The sequence below is a fragment of the Sinomonas sp. P47F7 genome, from assembly GCF_049332655.1.
In the GTDB taxonomy this organism is placed as follows: domain Bacteria; phylum Actinomycetota; class Actinomycetes; order Actinomycetales; family Micrococcaceae; genus Sinomonas.
Genome location: NZ_CP186327.1, coordinates 2867346 through 2888686 on the forward strand (window position 1 = coordinate 2867346; position 21341 = coordinate 2888686).

The following is a 21341-nucleotide window of genomic DNA, read 5'->3' on the forward strand; positions in this document are numbered from 1 at the left end:
ATGCTGACCGTGCTCGTCGTCGACGACGAACTGCCGGCGGTCCGCGAGCTCGCGTACCTCCTGGGCAGGGACGAGCGAGTCTCGGCGGTCCGCACCGCGAACTCGGGCGCGGAGGCGCTCCTCGCCCTCGAGCGCGAGGAGGTCGACGCGCTCTTCCTCGACATCCATATGCCCGGACTGTCCGGCCTCGACCTCGCCCGCGTCATCGCACGCTTCGCGCGGCCGCCCGCAATCGTCTTCGTCACCGCGGACGAGGAGCATGCCCTCGAGGCCTTCGACCTTGCGGCCGTGGACTACCTCCTCAAGCCCGTGCGCGCCGAGCGGCTCGGGCGTTGCCTCGCTCGGATCACCACGCTCCGCGAGGAATCGAGCGGGCCCGGGGCCGAAGCGGCGCACGAGATCATCACGGTCGAGCAGGCAGGGGTCACTCGCCGGATCCGCCGCGACGACGTCCGCTTCGTCCAGGCCCAGGGCGACTACGCGCGGCTCCACACGGCCGAGGGGAGCTATCTGGTCCGGGTTCCGCTGAGCGACCTCGAGCGGCACTGGGCCCGCGCGGGGTTCGTGCGGATCCACCGCTCGTTCCTCGTGTCCATGGACTACGTTGACCACGTGCGGTTCGGCGGGGCGCAGCCGACCGTCGGCGTCGCGGGCACCGAGCTGCCCGTGAGCCGGCGCCTCCTGCCCGCGCTCCGCGAGCGGCTCGCCGCCACGCGGCTCAGGCCGCTCCCGTGACGGGAGGCGATGGCCCGGATCCGCGCCGGTCGGATTCGGGCTGGTGGGATTCGGGCTGGTGGGATTCAGACCGGTCGGATTCAGGCGATCCGAATCCGAGCGCGCCGGACCAGCGCGCCGCGCGGGTCCGCGTCACGGCGCCCCGCTCGAGCGCCGCTCCGGCGCCCAGCGCCCCGTCGCTCTCGCGCGAGCTCGCCGAGCAGTCGGAGGTGGGCAGCGTTCTCCTGGGCTCCCTCGTGCGCTCGCAGCTGCGGCTCGGGATCATCGTCGCGGGCGCGTTCCTCACGTGCCTCGGCGGCCTCGGGGCCCTCGCCGCGCTGGGCGCCGACCTCCCGTGGTTGCCCGGGCTGCCGCTCCCGTGGCTCCTCCTCGCAATCCTGCCGTACCCGGCCGCTGTCGTCTGCGCCGCGCTCTACGCGCGCGCCTCGGCGCGCAACGAGGAGCACTTCGCCGAGCTCCTCCGGGACGAGCAATGACCCCGGCGGCGCCCGCGCTCCCGCCCGTGCTCGCGGTCGGGGCCGTAGTCGCCGTCGCCCTCGCGACCGTCCTCGTGGGCGTCCTGGGCTTGCGGATCTCGCGCACGACGAGCGATTTCTACGTCGCCTCGCGGACCGTCCGGCCGTGGTGGAACGCGTCCGCGATCGGCGGCGAGTACCTCTCGGCGGCGAGCTTCCTCGGCGTTGCCGGGCTCATCCTCGTCAACGGCGTCAACGCGCTGTGGTACCCGATCGGCTACACGGCGGGCTTCCTCATGCTCTTGCTGTTCGTCGCGGCGCCGCTACGGCGCTCGGGCGCGTACACCGTGCCGGACTTCGCCGCCGCGCGCCTCGGCTCCGGGTGGGCGCGCCGGGCCACGAGTGTCCTCGTGGTCCTCATCGCGTGGCTGTACATCGTCCCGCAGCTCCAGGGCGCGGCGCTCGCTGTGGGCATCACGACCGGCCTGCCCGGGTGGGTGGGCTCGACGGCCGTGGTCGCGGTCGTCGTCGCCTCCGTCATCTTCGGCGGGATGCGCTCGATCACGTTCGCGCAGGCGTTCCAGTTCTGGCTCAAGCTCGCGGCGCTCGCGGTCCCCGCGCTGATCCTCGTGCTGTGGCTCGCGGGCCGCGGGGCGCCGGCTGTCGGGTCCGCGGGCGAACTCACCGCGGCCCTGCCGAGCGGCGCGGTCTCGCTCGCGGCGCCCGACGGCGTCTACCGCACTGCGTCGTTGATGGTCGCCTTGCTCTTCGGCACGCTCGGCCTCCCGCACGTGCTCGTGCGCTTCTACACCAACCCCGACGGAGCCTCGGCCCGCCGCACCACGGTGATCGTGCTCGGCCTCCTCTCGGTCTTCTACCTGTTCCCGACGACCCTCGGCGTCCTCGGCAGAATCGCCGCCCCGGACCTCGCGGGCCACGCGGACGCGACGGTCGTGCTCCTGCCGGCGCGCCTCGTCGAGGGCCCGCTCGGGACCGTCCTCTCCGCCCTCGTGCTCGCGGGCGCCATGGCCGCGTTCCTCTCGACGACCTCGGGCCTGCTCGTGTCCGTGGCCGGCGTCGTGAGCCAGGAGCTCTTCGGCGGCGGCGTGCTGGGCTTCCGCATCGCGGCAGCCGTCGCCGCCGTCGTGCCCCTCGGGGCCGCACTCGTCGCGGGCCCGCAGGCGCTTGCGGGGAGCGTCGGGCTCGTGTTCGCGTTCACCGCCTCGACCATCTGCCCGCTGCTCGTCCTCGGGATCTGGTGGCGCCGGCTCACCGCCGCCGGGGCGGTCGCGGGCCTCGCGGCGGGTGCCCTCGGCTGCGGCGGCGCGGTGCTCGCGGCCGGGTCGGTCCGCGATCCCGTCGCGGCCGCGCTGCTCGGACAGCCGGCCGCGTGGTCGGTCCCCCTCGCGTTCGCGGTCATGATCGGTGTCTCGCTCGCGGCCCGGCGGCCGGTACCCACCGCGACGGACCGGTTCCTGGTGCGCATCCATTCGCCCGAGCGGCGCGAGCACCCGTAGCCACCCGTGTCTCCCCCGGTTGACACCTCCGTGTGACCGGTGCCATAGTCGGGGGGTGAACCTGTCTGACAGCCCGACACCTCGACAGCCGGATGAGCTGTTCGCCGGTGCCGGACGACGCCCGCTCGCGCGGCTCAGCGCGGCCGAGGCGGTCCTCGCCGAGCTCCGCTCGGACATCGAGTCGGGGCGGGTTCCTGTCGGCGCGAAGCTCGCCGCCGAGGCTGCCCTCGCGGCCCGCTACGGCGTGAGCCGCTCGGTGGTCCGCGAGGCGCTTCGTTCGTGCGCGGCCCTCGGGCTCACGGAAACGCACACGGGCAAGGGGACGTTCGTGGTCTCGGGCCGCGCGTCCGCCGACCTCGTCCTGGGCCGCTACTCCGCGCGCGACCTCACGGAGGCGCGCCCCCACATCGAGATTCCGGCCGCGGGCCTCGCGGCGACCCGACGCAGCGACGAGGACCTCGCGACGCTCAAGGGCATCGTCGCGGACATGGCCCACGAGGACGATCCCGCCGCGTGGGTGGCCCTCGACGCGACGTTCCACGGCCTGATCGCCCGCGCGAGCGGCAACAAGGTCTTCGAGACCGTCGTCGCAGACCTCCGCGACGCCCTCGCGAACCAGTCCGAGACGCTCAACCTCGTGGCCGATCGCCAGGGCGCCTCCGATGTGGAGCACCGCCGCATCCTCGCCGCGATCGAGACGGGCTCCGCCGAGCTCGCGAGCGCCGCCATGGCCGAGCACCTCGACGCGGTCAACGCGGCGCTCGGCTCGCTCAGGAAACGCTGACCCCCTCCTACCCGATCCAGCCCGCCCGCCCGAACCGGCCCACCCAACCAGCACCCGCCCACCCCACCCAACCAGCACCCGCCCACCCCACCCAACCAGCACCCGCCCACCCCACCAGCTACCCCAAGAGAGCCATGCCCGCTTCACCAGACACCTCCTCGCCCGGCCTCACCAGCGCGGCCTCGGGCCTGCCCGTCCACGTCCCGCTCGCGGTCCAGACGCGTGGCGACGTGGTCGAGGGCGTCCACTACGGGAGCGTCGCGGCGACGAGTGCGGACGGCTCACTCGCGTGGGAGGCCGGTGACGCCTCGCGACCGTTCTACCCGCGCTCCGCGCTGAAGCCGCTCCAGGCGGTCGCACTCGTGCGGGCCGGCCTCGACGTTCCGTCCGAGCTCCTTGCGCTGGCCGCGGCGAGCCACAGCGGCGGGCCGGAGCACCGGGACGGCGCGCGCCGCATCCTCGCCCTGCACGGCCTCGATGTCGCCGCGCTCGCCAACACGACCGATCTCCCCTACGGCGTCGCCGAGCGGGAGGCCTGGCTCCGGTCGGGCGGGACCGCCGATCAGCTGTGTCAGAACTGCTCGGGCAAGCACGCCGCGATGGCCGGCGTGTGCACGCTCAACGGGTGGAGTGTCGAGGGGTATCTGGACCCCGAGCATCCCCTCCAGCGGCTCGTCGCCGAGACCGTGGCCGAGCTCACGGGCGAGGCCCCCGCGGCGTGGACCACCGACGGCTGCGGCACGCCGCTGCCCGCGGTGAGCCTCGCGGGGATGGCGCGCGCCTATGGGCGGCTCGCGCGCGCCGCAGCGAACGACGGCGCGAACGGCACCCCAGGTGCGGAGGCCGCCGTCGCCCGCGCGATGAGCGCCCACACGGAGATGGTCGCGGGCGAAGGGCGCGACGTCGCCCGCCTCATGCGGCTCGTGCCCGGCGCCGTCGCGAAGGACGGCTTCGAGGGCGTCCAGCTCGTGGGCCTCTCCGACGGCCGCGCGATCGCCGTCAAGATTTCCGACGGCGGCGACCGCGCACGCATGCCCGTCGCCGTGCGCGCGCTCGCGGCGCTCGGCCTGCCCGAGGCCGCGCCCGGGGGTGCCCTCGCGGAGCTCTCGGCGACCCCCGTGCTCGGCGGCGGGCGTCCCGTCGGCACGTTCACGGCCCTCGACGCCGCATTCCCCGAATCCTGAGCCTGGCCCGAACCACCGCTCGTCACGCTGCCCGAACCGCACGAAAGGCCCTCACCATGACCGTTCCCGCCGGGACACTCGCGCCCGCAGGCGCGTTCCGCCTCGACCACGACCTCCTCGGCGACCGCGAAATCCCCGCGGAGGCATATTGGGGCGTGCACACGCTCCGGGCCGTGGAGAACTTCCCCATCACGGGCCGGCCGCTCTCCACGAACCCGCACCTGGTGCGGGGCCTCGCCGCGGTCAAGCTCGCGGCCGCCCGCGCGAACCAGGAGCTCGGACTGCTCGACGGCGAGCGCGGAGCCGCGATCGAGGGAGCGTGCCTCGAGATCCTCGAGGGGAGGCTCGCGGAGGAGTTCGTGGTCGACGTCATCCAGGGCGGGGCCGGAACGTCCTCGAACATGAACGCGAACGAGGTCATCGCGAACCGTGCCCTCGAGCTCCTCGGGCACGAGAAGGGCGAGTACGCGGCGCTCCACCCGAACGACCACGTCAACCTGAGTCAGTCGACGAACGACGTCTACCCGACCGCGGTGCGCGTCGCGACCGTGTTCGGGATCGACGGCCTGCTCGACGCGCTCACGGTGCTCGAGAACGCGTTCGCGGAGAAGGCCACGGAGTTCCGGACGGTCGTCAAGATGGGGCGTACGCAGCTGCAGGACGCCGTGCCCATGACGCTCGGCCAGGAGTTCGGGACGTACGCCGTGACCATCGGCGAGGACCGCGAGCGGCTCCGCGAGGCCTCCCGCCTCGTGCACGAGATCAACCTCGGCGCGACCGCGATCGGCACGGGCCTCAACGCGCCCGCGGGCTACGCGGAGGCGGCGTGCCGCCACCTCGGCCAGGCCACGGGCCTCCCGCTCGTGACCGCGCCCGATCTCATCGAGGCGACCCAGGACATGGGCGCCTTCGTGCACCTCTCCGGCGTGCTCAAGCGCGTCGCAGTCAAGCTGTCCAAGATCTGCAACGATCTCCGACTGCTCTCCTCGGGTCCCCGCGCGGGCCTCGGAGAGATCAACCTGCCCGCTGTCCAGTCGGGCTCCTCCATCATGCCCGGCAAGATCAACCCGGTGATCCCGGAAGTGGTCAGCCAGGTCGCGTACGAGGTGATCGGCAACGACGTGACCATCACCATGGCCGCCGAGGCCGGTCAGCTCCAGCTCAACGCGTTCGAACCGATCATCGTGCACAGCCTCCACAAGAGCATCACGCACCTCGAGGCGGCGTGCCGCACGCTCACCGAGCGCTGCGTGCGCGGCATTACCGCCAACACAGGGCGTCTGCGCGCGAGCGTCGAGCACTCGATCGGACTCGTCACGGCCCTCAACCCGTACCTCGGGTACGCGGCCGCGACGTCGATCGCCCAAGAGGCGCTCGCGAGCGGGCGCGGCGTGGCCGAGCTCGTGCTCGAGCGCGGGCTGCTCACCGCCGAGCGGCTCGAGGAGTTGCTCCGCCCGGAGCGGCTCGCGAACCTCACGGGCTAGCCGCCGTTCTCCTTCTCACCCTCTGACAGATTCCCCCACCGAAAGGACTCGAATGTCCTCGCTTGACCCTGCCCGAACAGCGGGCGAGACCCAGATTCCGGACCACCTCGAAGACCACGGCCACGCCCATTCGACCGACCATGTGCTGCACGCCGAAGACGCCGGGTACCACAAGGGCCTCAAGGCGCGGCAGATCCAGATGATCGCGATCGGCGGCGCGATCGGCACGGGCCTGTTCCTCGGCGCTGGCGGCCGCCTCGCCGCCGCGGGGCCGTCCCTCGTGCTCGCGTACGCGATCTGTGGCGCGTTCGTCTTCCTCATCCTGCGCGCGCTCGGGGAGCTCGTGCTCCACCGGCCGTCCTCGGGCTCGTTCGTCTCCTACGCCCGCGAGTTCTTCGGCGAGAAGGCCGCGTTCGTCTCTGGCTGGTTCTACTGGATCAACTGGGCCATGACCACGATCGTGGACACGACGGCCGCGGCCCTCTACATGAACTTCTTCGGCAAGTACGTCCCGTGGATCGCCGCCGTCCCGCAGTGGGCCTGGGCCCTCATCGCCCTCGTGCTGGTGCTCACCCTCAACCTCGTCTCCGTCAAGGTCTTCGGCGAGATGGAGTTCTGGTTCGCCCTCATCAAGGTCGCAGCGCTCCTCGCCTTCCTCGTCATCGGCATCTACTTCGTCATCTTCGGCACGCCCACGGGCTCACCCACCGGCTTCTCCCTCATCACCGATCACGGCGGCATCTTCCCGCTCGGGATCGCCCCGATGATCCTGCTCATGCAGGGCGTCGTGTTCGCGTACGCCTCCGTGGAGCTCGTGGGCACCGCGGCGGGCGAGACTGAGAACCCGGCCAAGATCATGCCCAAGGCCATCAACTCGGTAGTGCTCCGCATCGCCGTCTTCTACGTGGGCTCCGTGATCCTCCTGTCCCTCCTGTTGCCCTACACGGACTACCAGAAGGGCGTGAGCCCGTTCGTGACGTTCTTCGGGCACATCGGCGTCAACGGGGTCGACGTCATCATGAACCTCGTGGTGCTCACCGCATCGCTCTCGTCGCTCAACGCGGGCCTCTACTCCACGGGACGAATCCTGCGCTCGATGGCGGCCGCGGGCTCGGCACCGAAGTTCGCCCTCCGCATGAACAAGGCCGGGGTGCCCTACGGCGGGATCGCGATCACCGCCGTCGTCTCCCTCCTCGGGGTGCCGCTGAACTACCTCGTCCCGAGCGACGCGTTCGAGATCGTGCTCAACGTCGCCTCCGTCGGGATCATCACCACGTGGGCCGCGATCGTGCTGTGCCAGATCCAGCTCCAGCGCTGGGCCAAGAAGGGGTGGACCCAGCGCCCCTCGTTCCGGATGCCCGGCGCCCCCTACACGGGGTACATCACGCTCGTGTTCTTGGCCGTGGTCCTCGTGCTCGTGCTCGCCGACTCGCCATGGACGCTCCTCGCGACCGGCGTCGCGATCGTACTCATGGTCGTCGGCTGGTACGCGTGCCGCGACCGGATCCGCGAGATCGCCGCAGCCCGCGAGGGCTTCACCGGCACCGCGCCCGTCGTGGCGAACCGGCCCTCGGGCCGGCGGTGACCCTGCCGCGCAGCTAGTCATCCGAACGACACAGCACAGCCACAGCAAGTCCGTGAGAGCCTAGGTACATGGATCAGCAGTGGACCCCGCCCGAGGCCCCGACGGGGGCGGCGCTCCCTGCGCCGCCCGCTCGGGGCCTCGTGCGCAAGCCGGGCGCTGACGCCCAGCGGGGGCTCCTGCACCGCGGGAACGGTCTGCTCCGCACCGCGTGGAGCAGGCCGATCGTTCGGCAGCTCACGAGGTTCACGGGCGTCGGGATCGTGTGCACGCTCACGTCTCTCGCCCTGTACGCGCTGTGCCGGCCGTGGCTCGGCCCGCAGCTCGCCAATGCGATCGCGCTCATCGCGACGTCGGTCATGAACACGTCGCTCAACCGTCGCTTCACGTTCCGCATCAGGGAGCGGCGCGGCCTCGCGCAGGACCACTTCAACGGGCTCGTCGCGATGGGCGTCGCGCTCCTGCTTACGAGCGGGAGCCTCTTGGTGCTCCTGTGGGTGAATCCACTCGCGGGCGTCGCCGTCGAGCTCTGGACCACGACGATCGCGGGATGGGTCGCGACCGCAGTCCGCTTCTCGCTCCTTCGGCACTGGATCTTCCGCCGCGCGCGGAACGCCTGACACGTCGTTCAGTGCGCGACGTCCTCATGCGCGCCGTCCCATCACGCGGGCGCTCGCGTCACGTAGACCGTGAGCCACGGCGAAGGCTGCCCGGGCGGAACGTCGGCCTCGAACCACGCGCACCCGGGGAAGCGCTGCTCTTGGATCCACGTTCCGCCGTCCTGCCTTGCGGAGCGGACGAGCTCGACGGCCTCGCCGACCCGAGGATCCGGCGGGGTACCGTCCTGCCGGGACGCCGCGCACCTCAGGCTTCTCTGGACCCCCTCGCCCCACATCGGGTGGCGAACTCAAAAATGTCGGACCCCTCGTGGAGACTCACGTCATGGATCTCGGGGGACATCTTCTGCAGACGGTCTCGCCGGCCGACCCGCTGGGGGCGGACCGCTGGGACTTCCACGCGGACCCTTGTGCCACGCTCGTCGAACAACCCGCGGTGGATCCTGCGCTCTTCGAGTCGCGTGAGGCGGACGACGACGAGGCCGACGATCTCTGGGAGGCCGCCCTTGCGCCGTCGGGCATCGTGGCCCGAGCGCATGCACAGCGAGCCGACGAGCTCGTCGCGGAGCTGACGACGATCGATGCCCTCCAAGCGAGGCTTGAAGCTCGGAAGGCAATGGTTCTCGCCGCCCTCACGGCGGCAGTGGGCGGTTCGTCGGAGAACCCAGCACATCGCCTCGATGCGCCCAACGTCGCCGCGTCCGAGCTCGCCGCAGCGCTCCGGATCTCCCAGAGAACAGCCTCCGCCGCAGTCGCCGAAGCCCTCATCGTCACTGACAAGGCATGGAAGCCCGTCCTGGAAGCCATGGCGGCCGGTGATCTCCCACGCCGCCGGGCCAACGTGATCCTCGATGCCGCTGCGCCCGTTCCTCCCGAGCGCCTCGAAGCATTCGCTGCGGAAGCAATCGGTATCGCGAACCCTCCCGATCCGGATCAGACCCTGAGTCAGGGCGCGCTGAAGCGTCACCTGCGTCGCCTGGGGGAGAAGTACGCGCGCGAGCCGCTATCGGTACGGAAGGAGCGAGTATCCGCCCATCGCCGCGTCGATCTCGAACCAGCGCAGGATGGCATGTGCTGGCTCTCGGCCTATCTGCCCCTCGAGGTGGGGGCAGCAATCGATACCCGACTTGAGGCCATCGCCCGCTCGCTCCAAAGCCCCGAAGAACACCGCACGATCAACCAGCTGCGCGCTGACGTCCTCGCAGACCTCCTCGGCAGCGACGCGTCTGCCACCGCCGGAATCGGGTCCATCGAGGCTGTCGCGACGGGAGATGCTCCTCCGTCGCCCGGACCGACCGGCGGAGTGCGCACCGAGCTCATCGTGACCGTTCCTGCGCGCACGCTCTCCGGTGACTCTGACTCGCCCGGCGAGATCGTGGGCTATGGGGCCATTGATGCGAGCGCCGCGAGGATTCTCGCCTCCGAGGCGGCAACGTGGACGCGGCTCTTCGTCGATCCCGAAGACGGCGCCCCGCTTGCTCTCGGGCGGCGCCGGTACACACCGACGCTCGCGATGCGGCGTTTCCTCGGGGCTCGGGACAGGACGTGCCGGTTCCCCGGCTGCGACAAGCCGGCGGCGGCAGCCGAGGCCGATCACACGCGCGAGTGGGCTGAGGGCGGCACTACTGAAGCGGACAATCTAGCGCTCCTGTGCCCTCAGCACCACCGGCTCAAAACCGTGGGGCACTGGGACGTGCGGCATGTCCGCTCGAGTGCGCCGCCTGGGAGCCCGATGCCGCCTGGGAGGCCGGTGCCGCCCGGGACCCTCGAATGGAAAGCACCTTCAGGTCGCAGATACCTCACGTACCCGGAAGGAGATCCGGCGCCGCCGTTCTAGCGCCGACTGGTCCAACACAGCCGGCCCAACACAACCGGCCCGACGCGGCCCGACGCCGGACCAGCTCTACGTGCGGGCAATGCCGACGACCGCGGCGTACGCGTCTGCGAGGGCCAGCGCGGCTTCCTCAAGCTCCTCGGCGGCGATCGTCGTGGGCAGCGTGAAGCGCACGGCCGTGAGCGCCGTCTCGGGATCGAGGCCGAGCGCGAGCAGCACGTGCGAGGGGTCGCTCGAGCCCGCGGCGCACGCCGATCCCGAGGAGCACACCACGCCGCGCCGCTCGAGCTCGAGCAGCACCGATTCTCCGCTCACGCGAGGGAAGCAGAAGGACGCACTCCCCGGCAGTCGCCCCTCGGGGTGTCCCGTGAAGAGCGCGTCGGGAACGAGCTCGAGGACGCGCGCCACGAAGTCGCGCCGGAGCGCGGCGAGGCGAGGCGCCGCCGTCGTCCGCTCTGCCTCGGCGAGGCGCAGCGCGGTGGCGAGCGCGACCGCGCCCGCGACGTTCTCCGTGCCAGAGCGCAGCCCGCGCTCCTGCCCGCCGCCGTCCACGAGCGGCTCGACGCTCACGCGCCCCGCGACGTAAAGCGCACCGACGCCCTTGGGGGCGCCAAGCTTGTGGCCCGAGATGCTGAGCGCGTCGACGCCGAGCTCGCGCACGCCGAGCGGCAGGACACCGGCGGCCTGGACGGCGTCCGTGTGGAACGGCACTTTGGCGGCGCGCGCGATCGCGGCGAGCTCGGCAATCGGCTGGACCGTGCCGACCTCGTTGTTGGCGTACATCACCGAGGCGACGGCGGTCTCCGGGCCGACGACGGCGGCGAACGCCTCAGGCGAGACGCGCCCCTCGCGATCCACGGGCACGACGTCGACCGCGAAGCCGTGCAAGCGCGCGAGACTCCGCGCGGACTCGAGCACCGCCGGGTGCTCGACCGCGCTCACCACGACCCGGGTGCGGTGCGGATCGGCCGCGCGCCGCGCGAACGCGATGCCCTTGACGGCGAGGTTGTCCGCCTCGGTCCCGCCGGACGTGAACGTCACCTCGCCCGGGCGGCAGCCCAGGACGCGCGCGACGTCGGCGCGGGCCGCCTCGAGCGCGGTGTGGGCGCGCTCCCCGAGCTCGTGATGGCTCGACGGATTGCCGAAATCGCCCGTGAGGTACGGCCACATGGCCTCGAGGACCTCGCGACGCACGGGCGTGGTGCCGGCGGCGTCGAGGTAGATCACGGCTGTTTCGCCTCCGCGTGAGCACCAGGGACCTCGACGGCTCGGGCCTCGATCACGACGTCGAGCCCCAGATCGAGGTTGACCACCGAGTGCGTGAGCGCCCCCACGGAGATGACGTCGACGCCGGTCGCCGCGATGGCTGCAACCGTGCCCAGATTGACGCCCCCGCTCGCCTCGACGATCGCGCGGCCGGCCACGATCGCGACGCCCTCGCGGAGCATCGCGGGAGTGAAGTTGTCGAGCATGATCGTGTCGACGCCGGCCGCGAGGACGGGCCCGATCTGCTCGATCGAATCGACCTCGACCTCGAAGTGCGTCGTGTGCCCGAGCCGCTCGCGCGCGGCCCGCAAGACGCCCGTGAGCTTTGCGGGGTCGCCGCCCGTGAGGACTGCGAGGTGGTTGTCCTTCGCGAGGACGGCGTCGGAGAGGCTGAAGCGGTGGTTCCGGCCGCCGCCGCAGCGCACGGCGTAGCGCTCGAGCTCGCGCAGCCCGGGCGTCGTCTTGCGAGTGTCCACGATCTGCGCCTTCGTGCCCGCGGTGAGCGCGACGTAGCGGGCTGTGAGCGCCGCAATCGCGCTCATGCGCTGCACGAGGTTGAGCACCACGCGCTCGGCCGTGAGGATCTCGCGGGCCTTGCCGGCGACGCGTGCGAGGGCCGTCCCGGCCTCGAACGGCTCGCCCTCGCCCACGAGCAGCTCGACCTGCGCGCCGGGATCGTGGAGGCGGAAGCCCGCCTCGACCACGGGCCCGCCCGAAAAGACCCCGGGCACGCGGGCCCGGAGCTCCGCCGTGGCGTGGGCGGACTCGGGGATGAGCACGAGCGACGTGAGGTCGCCCTGCGGCGCGTCCTCGGCGTAGGCGGCGTCGAGGACCTTGCGCAGCGCCGGGGCAGGGAGCGGCATGATCTCGGAGCGGGTGTTCACGGTCAGCTCAGGGTGCAGCAAGGGTCACACGGTCCTTCCTGCGAGCGCGGGCTCGCGGACGACGTCGAATCCGGCTTCCGCGGACACGGCGCCACGGCTTTGCTCGAGGCGGCGATCCGGGAAGTCGAGGCGGTAGTGGGCGCCGACGGACTCCTCCCGGGCGGCGGCCGCCGCGACGAGGAGCCTTCCGGCGAGGAGAAGATTGGCGGTTCCGAGGTCGGCGGTCCCGAGGTCGGCGGTCCCGGGCCCAGGGCGCCAGCCCGCGAGCGCGCGAGCGGCGCGGGCGAGCCCGGCGGCGTCGCGGAGCACGCCCGCGTCGGCCTCCATGCAGGCGGCGAGCTCGGTTCGGCCCACGGGCCTGGCGGGCTCCTCCGGCTCTGCAGCAAGCCCCAGCACCCCAGTCCGCGGCGCCGGCCCGGCCCAACCGGTCCGACCCGGCACGAGGTGCTCGACCGCGCGGGCCGCAAACACGACGCCCTCGAGGAGCGAGTTCGACGCGAGGCGGTTCGCGCCGTGCACGCCCGCGCACGCGACCTCCCCCGCCGCGTAGAGGCCCGGGACGCTCGTCGCGCCGTCGAGATCGGTCGCGACGCCACCCATCCAGTAGTGGGCCGCGGGGCCGATGGGGAGCGGCTCGCGCCGCCAGTCGAAGCCCGCCGCACGGGTCATGGCGTCGAGGCCGGGGAACCGACGGGCCAGGAAGCCGCGGCCGCGGACGGCCTCGAGTTCGGTCGCGTCGAGGTACGCCTGGCCGCCTCCCGCCCGCCGTTGCAGGGCGAGGGCCCGGGAGACGGCGTCGCGTGGGGCGAGCTCGCCGAGCGGGTGGTAGTCGGCCACGAAGCGCCGGCCGGACGCGTCGCGAATCACGGCGCCCTCGCCGCGAACGGCCTCGGAAATGAGCGACGAGCGGAGCGTCCCGTCCGGGCCGGCCACCTGGAGCGCCGTCGGGTGGAACTGGTAGAACTCGAGGTCCCGCAGGACCGCTCCCGCACGGAAGGCGAGGGCTACGCCGTCGCCCGTCGCGACCGTGGGATTCGTGGTCTGGGCGAACAGCTGGCCGGCTCCCCCGGTGGCGAGGAGCACGGCGTCGGCGGCCACGCGCCGTCGTCCGCCGTCGCCCAGCCCGTCGCGGGCCGCGACGTACTCGACGCCGGCGACCGCGCCGCAGTCGAGCACGAGCTCCGTGGCCAGGGCGCCCTCCATGACCTCGACACGCCCCTCGGCCTCGAGCTCGCGGAGCCGCGCGATGAGCGCGCGCGTGATGCCGGCGCCGCTCGCGTCGCCGCCCGCGTGCAGGATGCGCGGGAAGGCGTGGGCGGCCTCGAGCCCGAGCGCGAGGCGGCCGTCCGCGTCGCGATCGAACGCGACGCCGTGCGCGAGGAGCGCTTCGACGGCGCTGGTCGCTCGGGCGCACATGACGCTCACCGCCTCGCGCGAACCGAGACCGGCCCCGGCCGCGATCGTGTCCGCGACGTGACTGTCGACGCTGTCCCCCGGCGTGCGCTGCCCCTCGGGCAGCACGGCCGCGAAACCGCCCTGGGCGAGCATGCTGTTGCTGTCGTCGAGGCGCGCCTTCGTGAGAAGGACGACGCCGGCCCCCGCCTGCGCGGCGTGGACCGCACCGAAGAGCCCCGCCGCGCCGCTGCCGACGACCACTAAGGTTCGCCGGGGCCGGCTCACGGGCGCGCCGCCAGCATGCGCTCGAGCGCTACGCGCGCGGTGTCCGCGACGTCGGCGGAAACCTCGATGCGGTTCCGGACCTCGCCCCCGACGAGCCCCTCGAGGACCCACGCGAGGTAGCCGGGGTGGATGCGGTACATCGTCGAGCACGGGCAGATCACGGGGTCGAGGCAGAAGATCGTGTGCTGCGGGTACTCGGCCGCGAGGCGGTTCACAAGGTTGACCTCGGTGCCGATCGCGAAGACGGTCGGCTCCGTCGCGGCGGCGATGGCCTTGCGGATGTAGTCGGTCGAGCCGTACTCGTCCGCGGCGTCAACGACCTCCATGGGGCACTCGGGGTGCACGATCACGCGGACGCCCGGGTATTCGGCGCGGGCCTTCTCGATCTGCGCGACGTTGAAGCGGCGGTGCACCGAGCAGAAGCCGTGCCACAGGATCACACGGGAGTCACGGAGGGTCCCGGCGTCCGTGCCGCCCCACGGCTTGCGCGGGCTCCACATCGGCATCTGCTCGAGCGGGACGCCCATGGCCTTGGCCGTGTTGCGGCCCAGGTGCTGGTCCGGGAAGAACAGGACGCGCTGGCCACGCTCGAACGCCCACTCGAGCACGGTCGCCGCGTTCGAGGACGTGCACACGATCCCGCCGTGCTCGCCGCAGAAGCCCTTGAGGGCCGCGGACGAGTTCATGTACGTGACGGGGATGACCGGGACGCGGCCCTCGGCGTCCGGCTCGGTGCCGAAGAGCTCCTCGAGCTGGTCCCAGCACTGCTGGACCGAGTCGATGTCCGCCATGTCCGCCATCGAGCAGCCCGCGGCGAGGTTCGGCAGGATCACGGCCTGGTCATCGCGGGAGAGGATGTCCGCGGTCTCCGCCATGAAGTGCACGCCGCAGAACACGATCGCCTCGGCGTCCGGGCGCGTGAGGGCCGCGTTCGCGAGCTGGAAGGAGTCGCCCACGAAGTCGGCGTGCTCCACGACCTCGTCGCGCTGGTAGAAGTGGCCGAGCACCACAACCCGGTCGCCGAGCGCCTCCTTCGCGGCGCGGATGCGGGCGTTGAGCTCGTCCTCGCTCGCGTCCTTGTACTCCCGCGGGAGCTGGCCCTGGCGCGGGGTCGAGGCTGGGGCGACATCGGCGCTCGACGCTCCCGGCCCGTACTCGGGCAGCCCGCGCATGGCCTCGGCCGCATCGAACTCCCACGGGCCCTTCGCGAGATCCGAGCTGCACGTGCTCGCGCCGTCGAGGCCCTCGGTGGACCGTCGCTCCGCCTCGTCACGCGTGATGAGGTTGATGGCTGTGGCGACAGAGGTCATGGCGTGCTCCTGGTCGAAGGCTGGGTGGGCGGGAAGGGGTGGCCGAGGGTCGGAACCGACAGCGGCGGTCCGGTATACCGATAAAGGCGCGGAGGGCGGTGGCGGCCGCCCTCGAGGAACTGGTCCGTCGCCTCGATCTGCGGGACCGACTTGAGCTGGCGACGGAAGTTGGCTGGGTCGAGCTGGCGGCCCAGAACGGCCTCGTACACCTCGCGGAGCTCCGCGAGCGTGAACGTCTCGCCGAGGAAGTGGTAGGCAATCTGGGCGTACTCGATCTTGTTGCGGAGGCGCCACAGGGCGTAGTCGATGATCTCGCGATGGTCGAACGCGAGGCCGCCCTCGCCCTGGCCGGCGGTGTCGGCGCGGTGCCACGCGACGTTCTCGGTTTCCTCCCCCTCGGCGAGGAGCTCGGCCTCCGTGGGCCGCACGAGCGCCCAGTACACGATCGAGACGACGCGCTGCGCGGACCGGCCCGGGCGGCTCGCGCGGTCGAGGCCGCCGAACGCGTAGAGCTGCTCGAGGTATTCGGGCGCGAGCCCCGTGGTCTCGCGGAGATTGCGGCGGGCCGCGTCCTCAAGGGACTCCAGGGCCGTGAGTGGGCCCCCGGGCAGCGCCCACTGGCCCTTGAACGGCTCCTTGACGCGGCGCACGAGCGGAAGCCACAGCGTGGGCTTTCCCTCGGCACGGCTCGGCTTGAGCCCAAAGATCACTGTGGAGATGGCCAACGACGGCGGGAGCTGGGCGCGCTCGGAGACGTTCGCCCCGAGGGGACCTGCGTAGACCGTGCTCATGGCGCCCTCCTCCCGTGGTGATCCCTTGGTGTTCCAAGTGACGTTCCAAGCGGTCGCGCTTGAGACCGCTGCGTTCATCACTAGTTAAAGTCACCGTGACCCTAAGTGATGATACGCCTCGGTGGGGGTTCGGAGCAAAAGGTGACGCGCGCCGTCGTCCGTGAAGCGCCGCCCCTGCCCAAGTTCTCCGCCGCGTTCCCCGGATTCCGCGCCGAAGTCCCCAACTTCACGGACGACGGCGGCGCGACTCGCCGACGTTTTCGCGCGCCTCGCCGCGGATTGAAGCCTAAAGCTGGGGAAACCGGCGCAGGAGTTGGGCAGATCGGCCGAACCGCCCAGCGCGTCAGCCGCGCGCCGCCGCCTCGAGCAGCGGGAGCGTCCGCCCCTCGAAGTGCGTGTTGAGCACGATCACCGTCGAGGACCGCACCACGGCCCGCGTGGCCATCATGATGTCGAGCACGCGCTGGAGGTCCGAGTTGGACCGCGCCGCGACACGGGCCAGCAGGTCGCTGTCGCCGGAGACGGTGTGGACCTCGATCACCTCGGGGATGTCGCCGAGGGCCTTCGAGACGGCGTCGTGGCCGAGGTCCTGGTTGATGGTGAGAAAACAAAAGGCGACGACGGGGAAGCCGAACGCGCGCGGCTCCGGCTGCGGAACCCAGCTGCCGATCACGCCGTTCGAGGTCATGCGGTCGAGCCGGGCCTGCACGGTGGCCCGCGCGACCCTCAAGATCCGCGACGCCTCGAGCACGGACATGCGCTGCTCCTCGGAGAAGAGCCGAACGATCTTCGCGTCGAGTTCGTCGATCCGCATAGTTCCTCCCTGAGCCGACGCAAATGCCGACCTCCGCCCCGATGCTACAGATTGATGCACCCTCACACATAGACTGCGCATTCTGCTCAGGATCGTGTCGGCTCCGATGCGACTCGCGAACAGAGTGCTCACCCCCGTGATACGCACCACACAAGCGCGGAAATTCCCGCTATTCTCGTCATCGTCCCTGGCCCGACACACCCCAGCGCGGGCCATCGAAGAACCGAAGAGGGTCAATGACACCTATGCAGACTGCAGAAGCGACCACGACAACGACGTCGACGCTCGGCGCAGCGCTCAAGCCCCGGCAGCTCACCATGATGGGCCTCGGAAGCGCGATCGGCGCCGGCCTGTTCATCGGCTCGGGAGCCGGAATCCAGGCCGCCGGCCCCGCCGTCCTGCTCTCCTACCTCGTGGCCGGAACGCTCATCATCCTCGTGATGTGGGCGCTCGGCGAGATGGCCGCGGCGAACCCCACGAGCGGCGCGTTCTCCGTCTACACGGCGCGCGCCCTCGGGCCGGTGGCCGGCTCGACGGTCGGCTGGCTCTGGTGGGTCCAGCTCGTCGTCGTCATCGCGGCGGAGGCCCTCGGCGCAGCGGGCCTCCTCGCGACCGTTTTCCCCGCCCTCCCCGTGTGGCTCATGGCGCTCGTGTTCATCGCGGCGCTCACGGCCGTCAACCTCACGCGCGTCAAGAACTTCGGCGAATTCGAGTTCTGGTTCGCCCTGCTCAAGGTCGCGGCGATCGTCGCGTTCCTCCTCGTGGGCGCCGCGCTCCTGTTCGGCTGGATCCCGGGGGTCCCCTCCCCCGGCCTCGCGAACTTCGGCGGCGCGGGCTTCGCCCCGCACGGTTTCGCGGGCATCGCGAAGGCGCTGTTCGTGGTCGCGTTCGCGTTCGGGGGCACCGAGATCGTGTCCGTCGCCGCGGCGGAGACGCGTGACCCCGCGCGCAGCGTCGGCAAGGCCGTCCGCACGGTCGTGTGGCGCATCATCGTCTTCTACATCGGCTCGATCTTCATCATCGCCGCGGTCATCCCGGTGGGCTCGGCCGGTCTCAAGAGCCCGTTCGCGGGCGTCCTCGATGCGGCCGGGATGCCCGGCGCCGCGACCGCGATCACGCTCGTGGCCGTCGTGGCGCTCCTCTCGGCGCTCAACGCGAACCTGTACGGCGCGTCGCGCATGGCCTACTCGCTCGCCGTGCGCGGCGAGGCGCCCCGGGCCCTTGCGTCGCTCACGACGTCGCAGGTGCCGGTCGTCGCGGTGCTCGCGAGCGTGACGTTCGGCGTGGTCGCGACCGTGCTCGAGATCGCGTTCCCGGACAAGGTGCTGCCCGTCCTGCTCAACATCGTGGGCTCGACGTGCCTCATGGTGTGGGGCTCGGCGCTCATCTCCCAGCTCGTGCTGCGGCACCGCGCCGACCGCGACGGCGTGGAACTTCCGCTGCGGATGGCGGGCTTCCCGTGGCTCACGGTCGTGGGGCTGACGATCCTCGCGGCGATCTTCGCGGTGGGCCTCGTGGGCGACGACTCCCGCCCCCAGCTCCTCAGCACGTTCGCGCTCGTCGCGGTGCTCGCCGCGGGCAGCGGCCTGCGCCGGCGTGCGGTGGCCGCGAAGGCCTGACGCTCGCCGCCGCGCGGACCCCCCGCACGGCGCGGCCGGCACGCGAGATGCCCCGGGTTCGAGTGCGAACCCGGGGCATTTTCGTGGGACTAGACACACTGCCCCGTGATGCGGGCCACAGCCCGCGACGAGTTTGCAGTTTGCCTAGGAAGATCACCTCTGATTGCACACACTGCGAGGCCAACCTACGGTCTTGCTATGCAGACTTTAGGAACACGCACGACGGCGGCGGGCCGGGCCGGGCTCGCCGGCGCACCGCGGGAGCCGCTCGCCGAGCTCCCAGCGGTCGAGCCCACCGCGCCGGGCGAGCTCGTGGAGCTCTACCGGCTCATGACCGCCGTCCGGCAGCTCGACGTCGCGGCGATCTCGTGGCAGCGGCAGGGCATCCTCCCGGCCTATGCCCCCGAGCTCGGGCAGGAGGCCGCGCAGGTTGGCTCGGCCCTCGCACTCGACCCCGCCCGCGACTTCGCCTTCCCGACGTACCGCGAGCTCGGCGTGGCCCGCGCGCTCGGCGTCGACATGGTCGAGTACATGTCCACGCACAAGGCCACGTGGCACGGCGGCCTGTGGGACGCGGCCCAGACGCACGTCGCCCCGATCCAGGCCGTCGTCGCGGGCTCGGTGCTGCACGCCGTCGGCTGGGCGCACGGTCAGACTCTTGGCGCAGGGGGCAGCGTCCCGGCGGCCGGTCTCAACGTCGCCATCACCTACCTCGGCGACGGCGCCTCGAGCCAGGGCGACGTCCACGAGGCCATGAACTTCGCCGCCGTGTTCAAGGCCCCTGTGGTGTTCTTCGTGCAGAACAACGGCTGGGCGATCTCGGTCCCGACCGAGAGGCAGGTCGCGGGCGGGAGCGTCGCGGCGCGGGGCGCTGGCTACGGCATCCCCGCGATCCAGGTGGACGGCAACGACGCCGCCGCGGTCCTCGAGGCGACCCGGCGCGCCGTCGCCCATGCGCGCGGGGGCCAGGGACCCGCGATCGTCGAGGCGATGACGTACCGCCGCGGCCCGCACGCGACCTCCGACGATCCGGGCCGCTACCGCTCGCTCGACGAGGAGCGCGAGGACGCCGGCGCGGATCCGATCGCACGCCTGCGCGAGCGGATCCTCGCTGAGGGCGCCGCGACCGAGGAGACGCTCGCCGAGGCGGAGGCCGCGGGCGCGGCGGAGGCCGAGGCCGTCCGCCTCGGCGTCATCGCGCTCGGCCCGCGACCCGGCGCCGAGATGTTCGACCTGGTCTTCCAGGAGCCCACCGACGAGTTGTTACGCCAGAAGGCCAACTGGCTGGAAGAAGCCGCCTGGCGCGAGGAGTCCGATCATGAGTGAGACGCTGACGGTGTCCGACAACGGCCCGGCCCCCGGGACCCCCGCAACCCTCGAGCTCTCCCTCCAGGGTGCCCTCAACCTCGCCCTCGACGAGCTCCTCGCCGAGGACCCGAAGGCGCTCGTGCTCGGCGAGGACGTCGGCACGCTCGGCGGCGTGTTCCGCGTGACGTCGGGCCTCGCCGCGAAGCACGGCGCGGAGAGGGTCTTCGACACGCCCCTCGCCGAGTCGGGGATCCTCGGCATGTCGATCGGCCTCGCGATGGCGGGCTTCCACCCCGTCCCCGAGGTCCAGTTCGACGGCTTCGCGTATCCGGCCGTCAACCAGATCGTGTGCCAGCTCGCCCGCATGAACTACCGCAGCCGCGGCGCCGTCCCAATGCCGGTGACGCTGCGCGTTCCGAGCTTCGGCGGCATCCGCGCCCCCGAACACCACGGCGAGAGCCTCGAGGCGCTCTTCGCGCACGTCCCCGGCCTCAAGGTCGTCTCCCCCGCCGACCCGCAGCAGGGCTACTCGCTCCTCAAGGCCGCCGTGCGCATGCCGGACCCGGTCATCTTCATGGAGCCCAAGTCCCGCTACTGGCAGAAGGGCCAGGTCGTCACCGAGGCGGCTGCGAACCTGAGCACAACGGACGACGGCGGGGACGCGCCGTCGTCCGCCGAAATCACCCGCGCTGGCCTCACCGCCGGCAGCCTCACCGGCGCCCGGATCGCGCGCCCGGGCCGTCACCTTACGCTCGTCGCGTGGGGCGCGATGGTGGCCCGCTGCCTCCAGGTCGCGGAGCTCGCGGCGGAGGACGGCATCGACGTCGAGGTCCTCGATCTCCGCTGGCTCAAGCCCATCGACGCCGATGCCCTGGCGACGTCGGTCGGGAAGACGCGGCGCGCCGTCGTCGTCCATGAGGCCCCGCGCACGTCGGGCCTCGGCGCCGAGGTGGCCCAGCTCATCACGGAGCGCTGCTTCGGAACCCTCAAGGCACCGGTTGAGCGCGTCACGGGCTTCGACGTACCGTATCCATCAGGCGACCTTGAGGACGAGTACATCCCGAACATCGATCGGATCCTGTTCGGCATCCAACGAGTATTGGAGTACAGGCGTGGCTGAGCTTCCCTTCCCCCTCCCCGACCTCGGCGAAGGCCTCATCGAGGCGACCGTCCTTGACTGGCTCGTCGCCGAGGGCGACCAGGTCGAGCGGAACCAGCCGCTCGTCGAGGTCGAGACCACGAAGTCCGCGCTCGAGCTGCCGTCGCCGCAGTCCGGCAAGGTGCTCAAGCTCTACGGCGAGCCCGGAGACGTCATCAAGGTCGGCGAGCCGCTCATCGTGTTCGAGGTCCCGGACGATACGGCCGGGATCGTCGGCACCGTGCCCTCGGAGGAGGCGCCGAAGCGGCGCGTCCGCCTGAGCGCCAATCTTGACGAAGACTGACGGCCCGACGACGGCTCGACAGAACTGGGAGGGCG

The 21341-nt window shown here is 71.9% G+C and carries 20 protein-coding genes; 13 read left to right on the plus strand and 7 right to left on the minus strand.

Annotated features, from left to right (window positions below):
• The 8 genes from ACOKR1_RS13365 (at position 1) to ACOKR1_RS13400 (ending at position 8361) form a co-directional block, all read left to right on the plus strand.
• Positions 1-735, plus strand: a complete 735-nt coding sequence (locus tag ACOKR1_RS13365; RefSeq protein WP_422933508.1) for a LytR/AlgR family response regulator transcription factor — start codon at positions 1-3, stop codon at positions 733-735.
• Positions 732-1211 carry a hypothetical protein gene (locus ACOKR1_RS13370; RefSeq protein ID WP_422933509.1) on the plus strand — a complete coding sequence of 160 codons (480 nt, stop codon included), beginning with the start codon at positions 732-734 and terminating at the stop codon, positions 1209-1211. The genes ACOKR1_RS13365 and ACOKR1_RS13370 overlap by 4 nt, the downstream gene beginning before the upstream one ends.
• Entirely contained in the window at positions 1208-2707 is a 1500-nt protein-coding gene (locus ACOKR1_RS13375) for a cation acetate symporter (protein ID WP_422933510.1), read from the plus strand. The genes ACOKR1_RS13370 and ACOKR1_RS13375 overlap by 4 nt, the downstream gene beginning before the upstream one ends.
• Positions 2708-2762: 55 nt before the next feature.
• Entirely contained in the window at positions 2763-3491 is a 729-nt protein-coding gene (locus ACOKR1_RS13380; protein ID WP_422933511.1) for a FadR/GntR family transcriptional regulator, read from the plus strand.
• A gap of 134 nt (positions 3492-3625) precedes the next feature.
• Positions 3626-4675: an asparaginase gene (locus ACOKR1_RS13385; RefSeq protein ID WP_422933512.1), complete on the plus strand. Its 1050-nt coding sequence runs from the start codon at positions 3626-3628 to the stop codon at positions 4673-4675.
• 56 nt (positions 4676-4731) lie between these two features.
• Positions 4732-6159, plus strand: coding sequence for an aspartate ammonia-lyase (locus ACOKR1_RS13390; RefSeq protein ID WP_422933513.1), 1428 nt, complete (start codon positions 4732-4734; stop codon positions 6157-6159).
• A gap of 52 nt (positions 6160-6211) precedes the next feature.
• Entirely contained in the window at positions 6212-7744 is a 1533-nt protein-coding gene (locus ACOKR1_RS13395; RefSeq protein WP_422933514.1) for an amino acid permease, read from the plus strand.
• Positions 7745-7812: 68 nt separating this feature from the next.
• The gene (locus tag ACOKR1_RS13400; protein ID WP_422933515.1) at positions 7813-8361 is read left to right on the plus strand and encodes a GtrA family protein; all 549 of its coding nucleotides are present in this window, start codon (positions 7813-7815) and stop codon (positions 8359-8361) included.
• Between the two features lie 41 nt (positions 8362-8402).
• Here ACOKR1_RS13400 and ACOKR1_RS13405 read toward each other — a convergent pair whose 3' ends face one another.
• Positions 8403-8636, minus strand: coding sequence for a hypothetical protein (locus tag ACOKR1_RS13405; RefSeq protein ID WP_422933516.1), 234 nt, complete (start codon positions 8634-8636; stop codon positions 8403-8405).
• A gap of 47 nt (positions 8637-8683) precedes the next feature.
• Here ACOKR1_RS13405 and ACOKR1_RS13410 point away from each other — a divergent pair, with 47 nt between their 5' ends.
• A complete protein-coding gene (locus ACOKR1_RS13410; protein WP_422933517.1) occupies positions 8684-10195 on the plus strand; it encodes a DUF222 domain-containing protein in 1512 nt (503 codons plus the stop codon).
• Positions 10196-10261: 66 nt separating this feature from the next.
• Here the strand turns inward: ACOKR1_RS13410 and ACOKR1_RS13415 are convergent, their stop codons facing one another.
• From ACOKR1_RS13415 to ACOKR1_RS13440, 6 genes are all read right to left on the minus strand, one after another.
• Positions 10262-11419: a cysteine desulfurase family protein gene (locus tag ACOKR1_RS13415; RefSeq protein WP_422933518.1), complete on the minus strand. Its 1158-nt coding sequence runs from the start codon at positions 11417-11419 to the stop codon at positions 10262-10264.
• Positions 11416-12321 carry a carboxylating nicotinate-nucleotide diphosphorylase gene (gene nadC / locus ACOKR1_RS13420; RefSeq protein ID WP_422936646.1) on the minus strand — a complete coding sequence of 302 codons (906 nt, stop codon included), beginning with the start codon at positions 12319-12321 and terminating at the stop codon, positions 11416-11418. Before nadC ends, ACOKR1_RS13415 begins: the two co-directional genes overlap by 4 nt.
• A 45-nt stretch (positions 12322-12366) precedes the next feature.
• Positions 12367-13998 (minus strand): L-aspartate oxidase, encoded by a 1632-nt coding sequence (gene nadB / locus ACOKR1_RS13425; protein WP_422933519.1) that lies wholly within the window; start codon positions 13996-13998, stop codon positions 12367-12369.
• Positions 13999-14018: 20 nt separating this feature from the next.
• Complete coding sequence (nadA, locus tag ACOKR1_RS13430; protein ID WP_422933520.1) at positions 14019-15332, minus strand: quinolinate synthase NadA; 1314 nt, start codon at positions 15330-15332, stop codon at positions 14019-14021.
• Positions 15329-16123, minus strand: a complete 795-nt coding sequence (locus ACOKR1_RS13435) for an NUDIX hydrolase (protein WP_422933521.1) — start codon at positions 16121-16123, stop codon at positions 15329-15331. The genes nadA and ACOKR1_RS13435 overlap by 4 nt, the downstream gene beginning before the upstream one ends.
• A 343-nt stretch (positions 16124-16466) precedes the next feature.
• A complete protein-coding gene (locus ACOKR1_RS13440) occupies positions 16467-16937 on the minus strand; it encodes an Lrp/AsnC family transcriptional regulator (RefSeq protein ID WP_422933522.1) in 471 nt (156 codons plus the stop codon).
• A gap of 245 nt (positions 16938-17182) precedes the next feature.
• Here ACOKR1_RS13440 and ACOKR1_RS13445 point away from each other — a divergent pair, with 245 nt between their 5' ends.
• The 4 genes from ACOKR1_RS13445 to ACOKR1_RS13460 all read left to right on the plus strand — a co-directional run bounded on the left by ACOKR1_RS13445 (position 17183) and on the right by ACOKR1_RS13460 (position 21306).
• A complete protein-coding gene (locus ACOKR1_RS13445; protein WP_422933523.1) occupies positions 17183-18556 on the plus strand; it encodes an amino acid permease in 1374 nt (457 codons plus the stop codon).
• Between the two features lie 198 nt (positions 18557-18754).
• Positions 18755-19882, plus strand: a complete 1128-nt coding sequence (locus tag ACOKR1_RS13450) for a thiamine pyrophosphate-dependent enzyme (protein ID WP_422933524.1) — start codon at positions 18755-18757, stop codon at positions 19880-19882.
• Positions 19875-20984: an alpha-ketoacid dehydrogenase subunit beta gene (locus ACOKR1_RS13455; protein WP_422933525.1), complete on the plus strand. Its 1110-nt coding sequence runs from the start codon at positions 19875-19877 to the stop codon at positions 20982-20984. The genes ACOKR1_RS13450 and ACOKR1_RS13455 overlap by 8 nt, the downstream gene beginning before the upstream one ends.
• A complete protein-coding gene (locus ACOKR1_RS13460; protein ID WP_422933526.1) occupies positions 20977-21306 on the plus strand; it encodes a biotin/lipoyl-containing protein in 330 nt (109 codons plus the stop codon). The genes ACOKR1_RS13455 and ACOKR1_RS13460 overlap by 8 nt, the downstream gene beginning before the upstream one ends.
• Positions 21307-21341 lie beyond the last annotated feature (35 nt).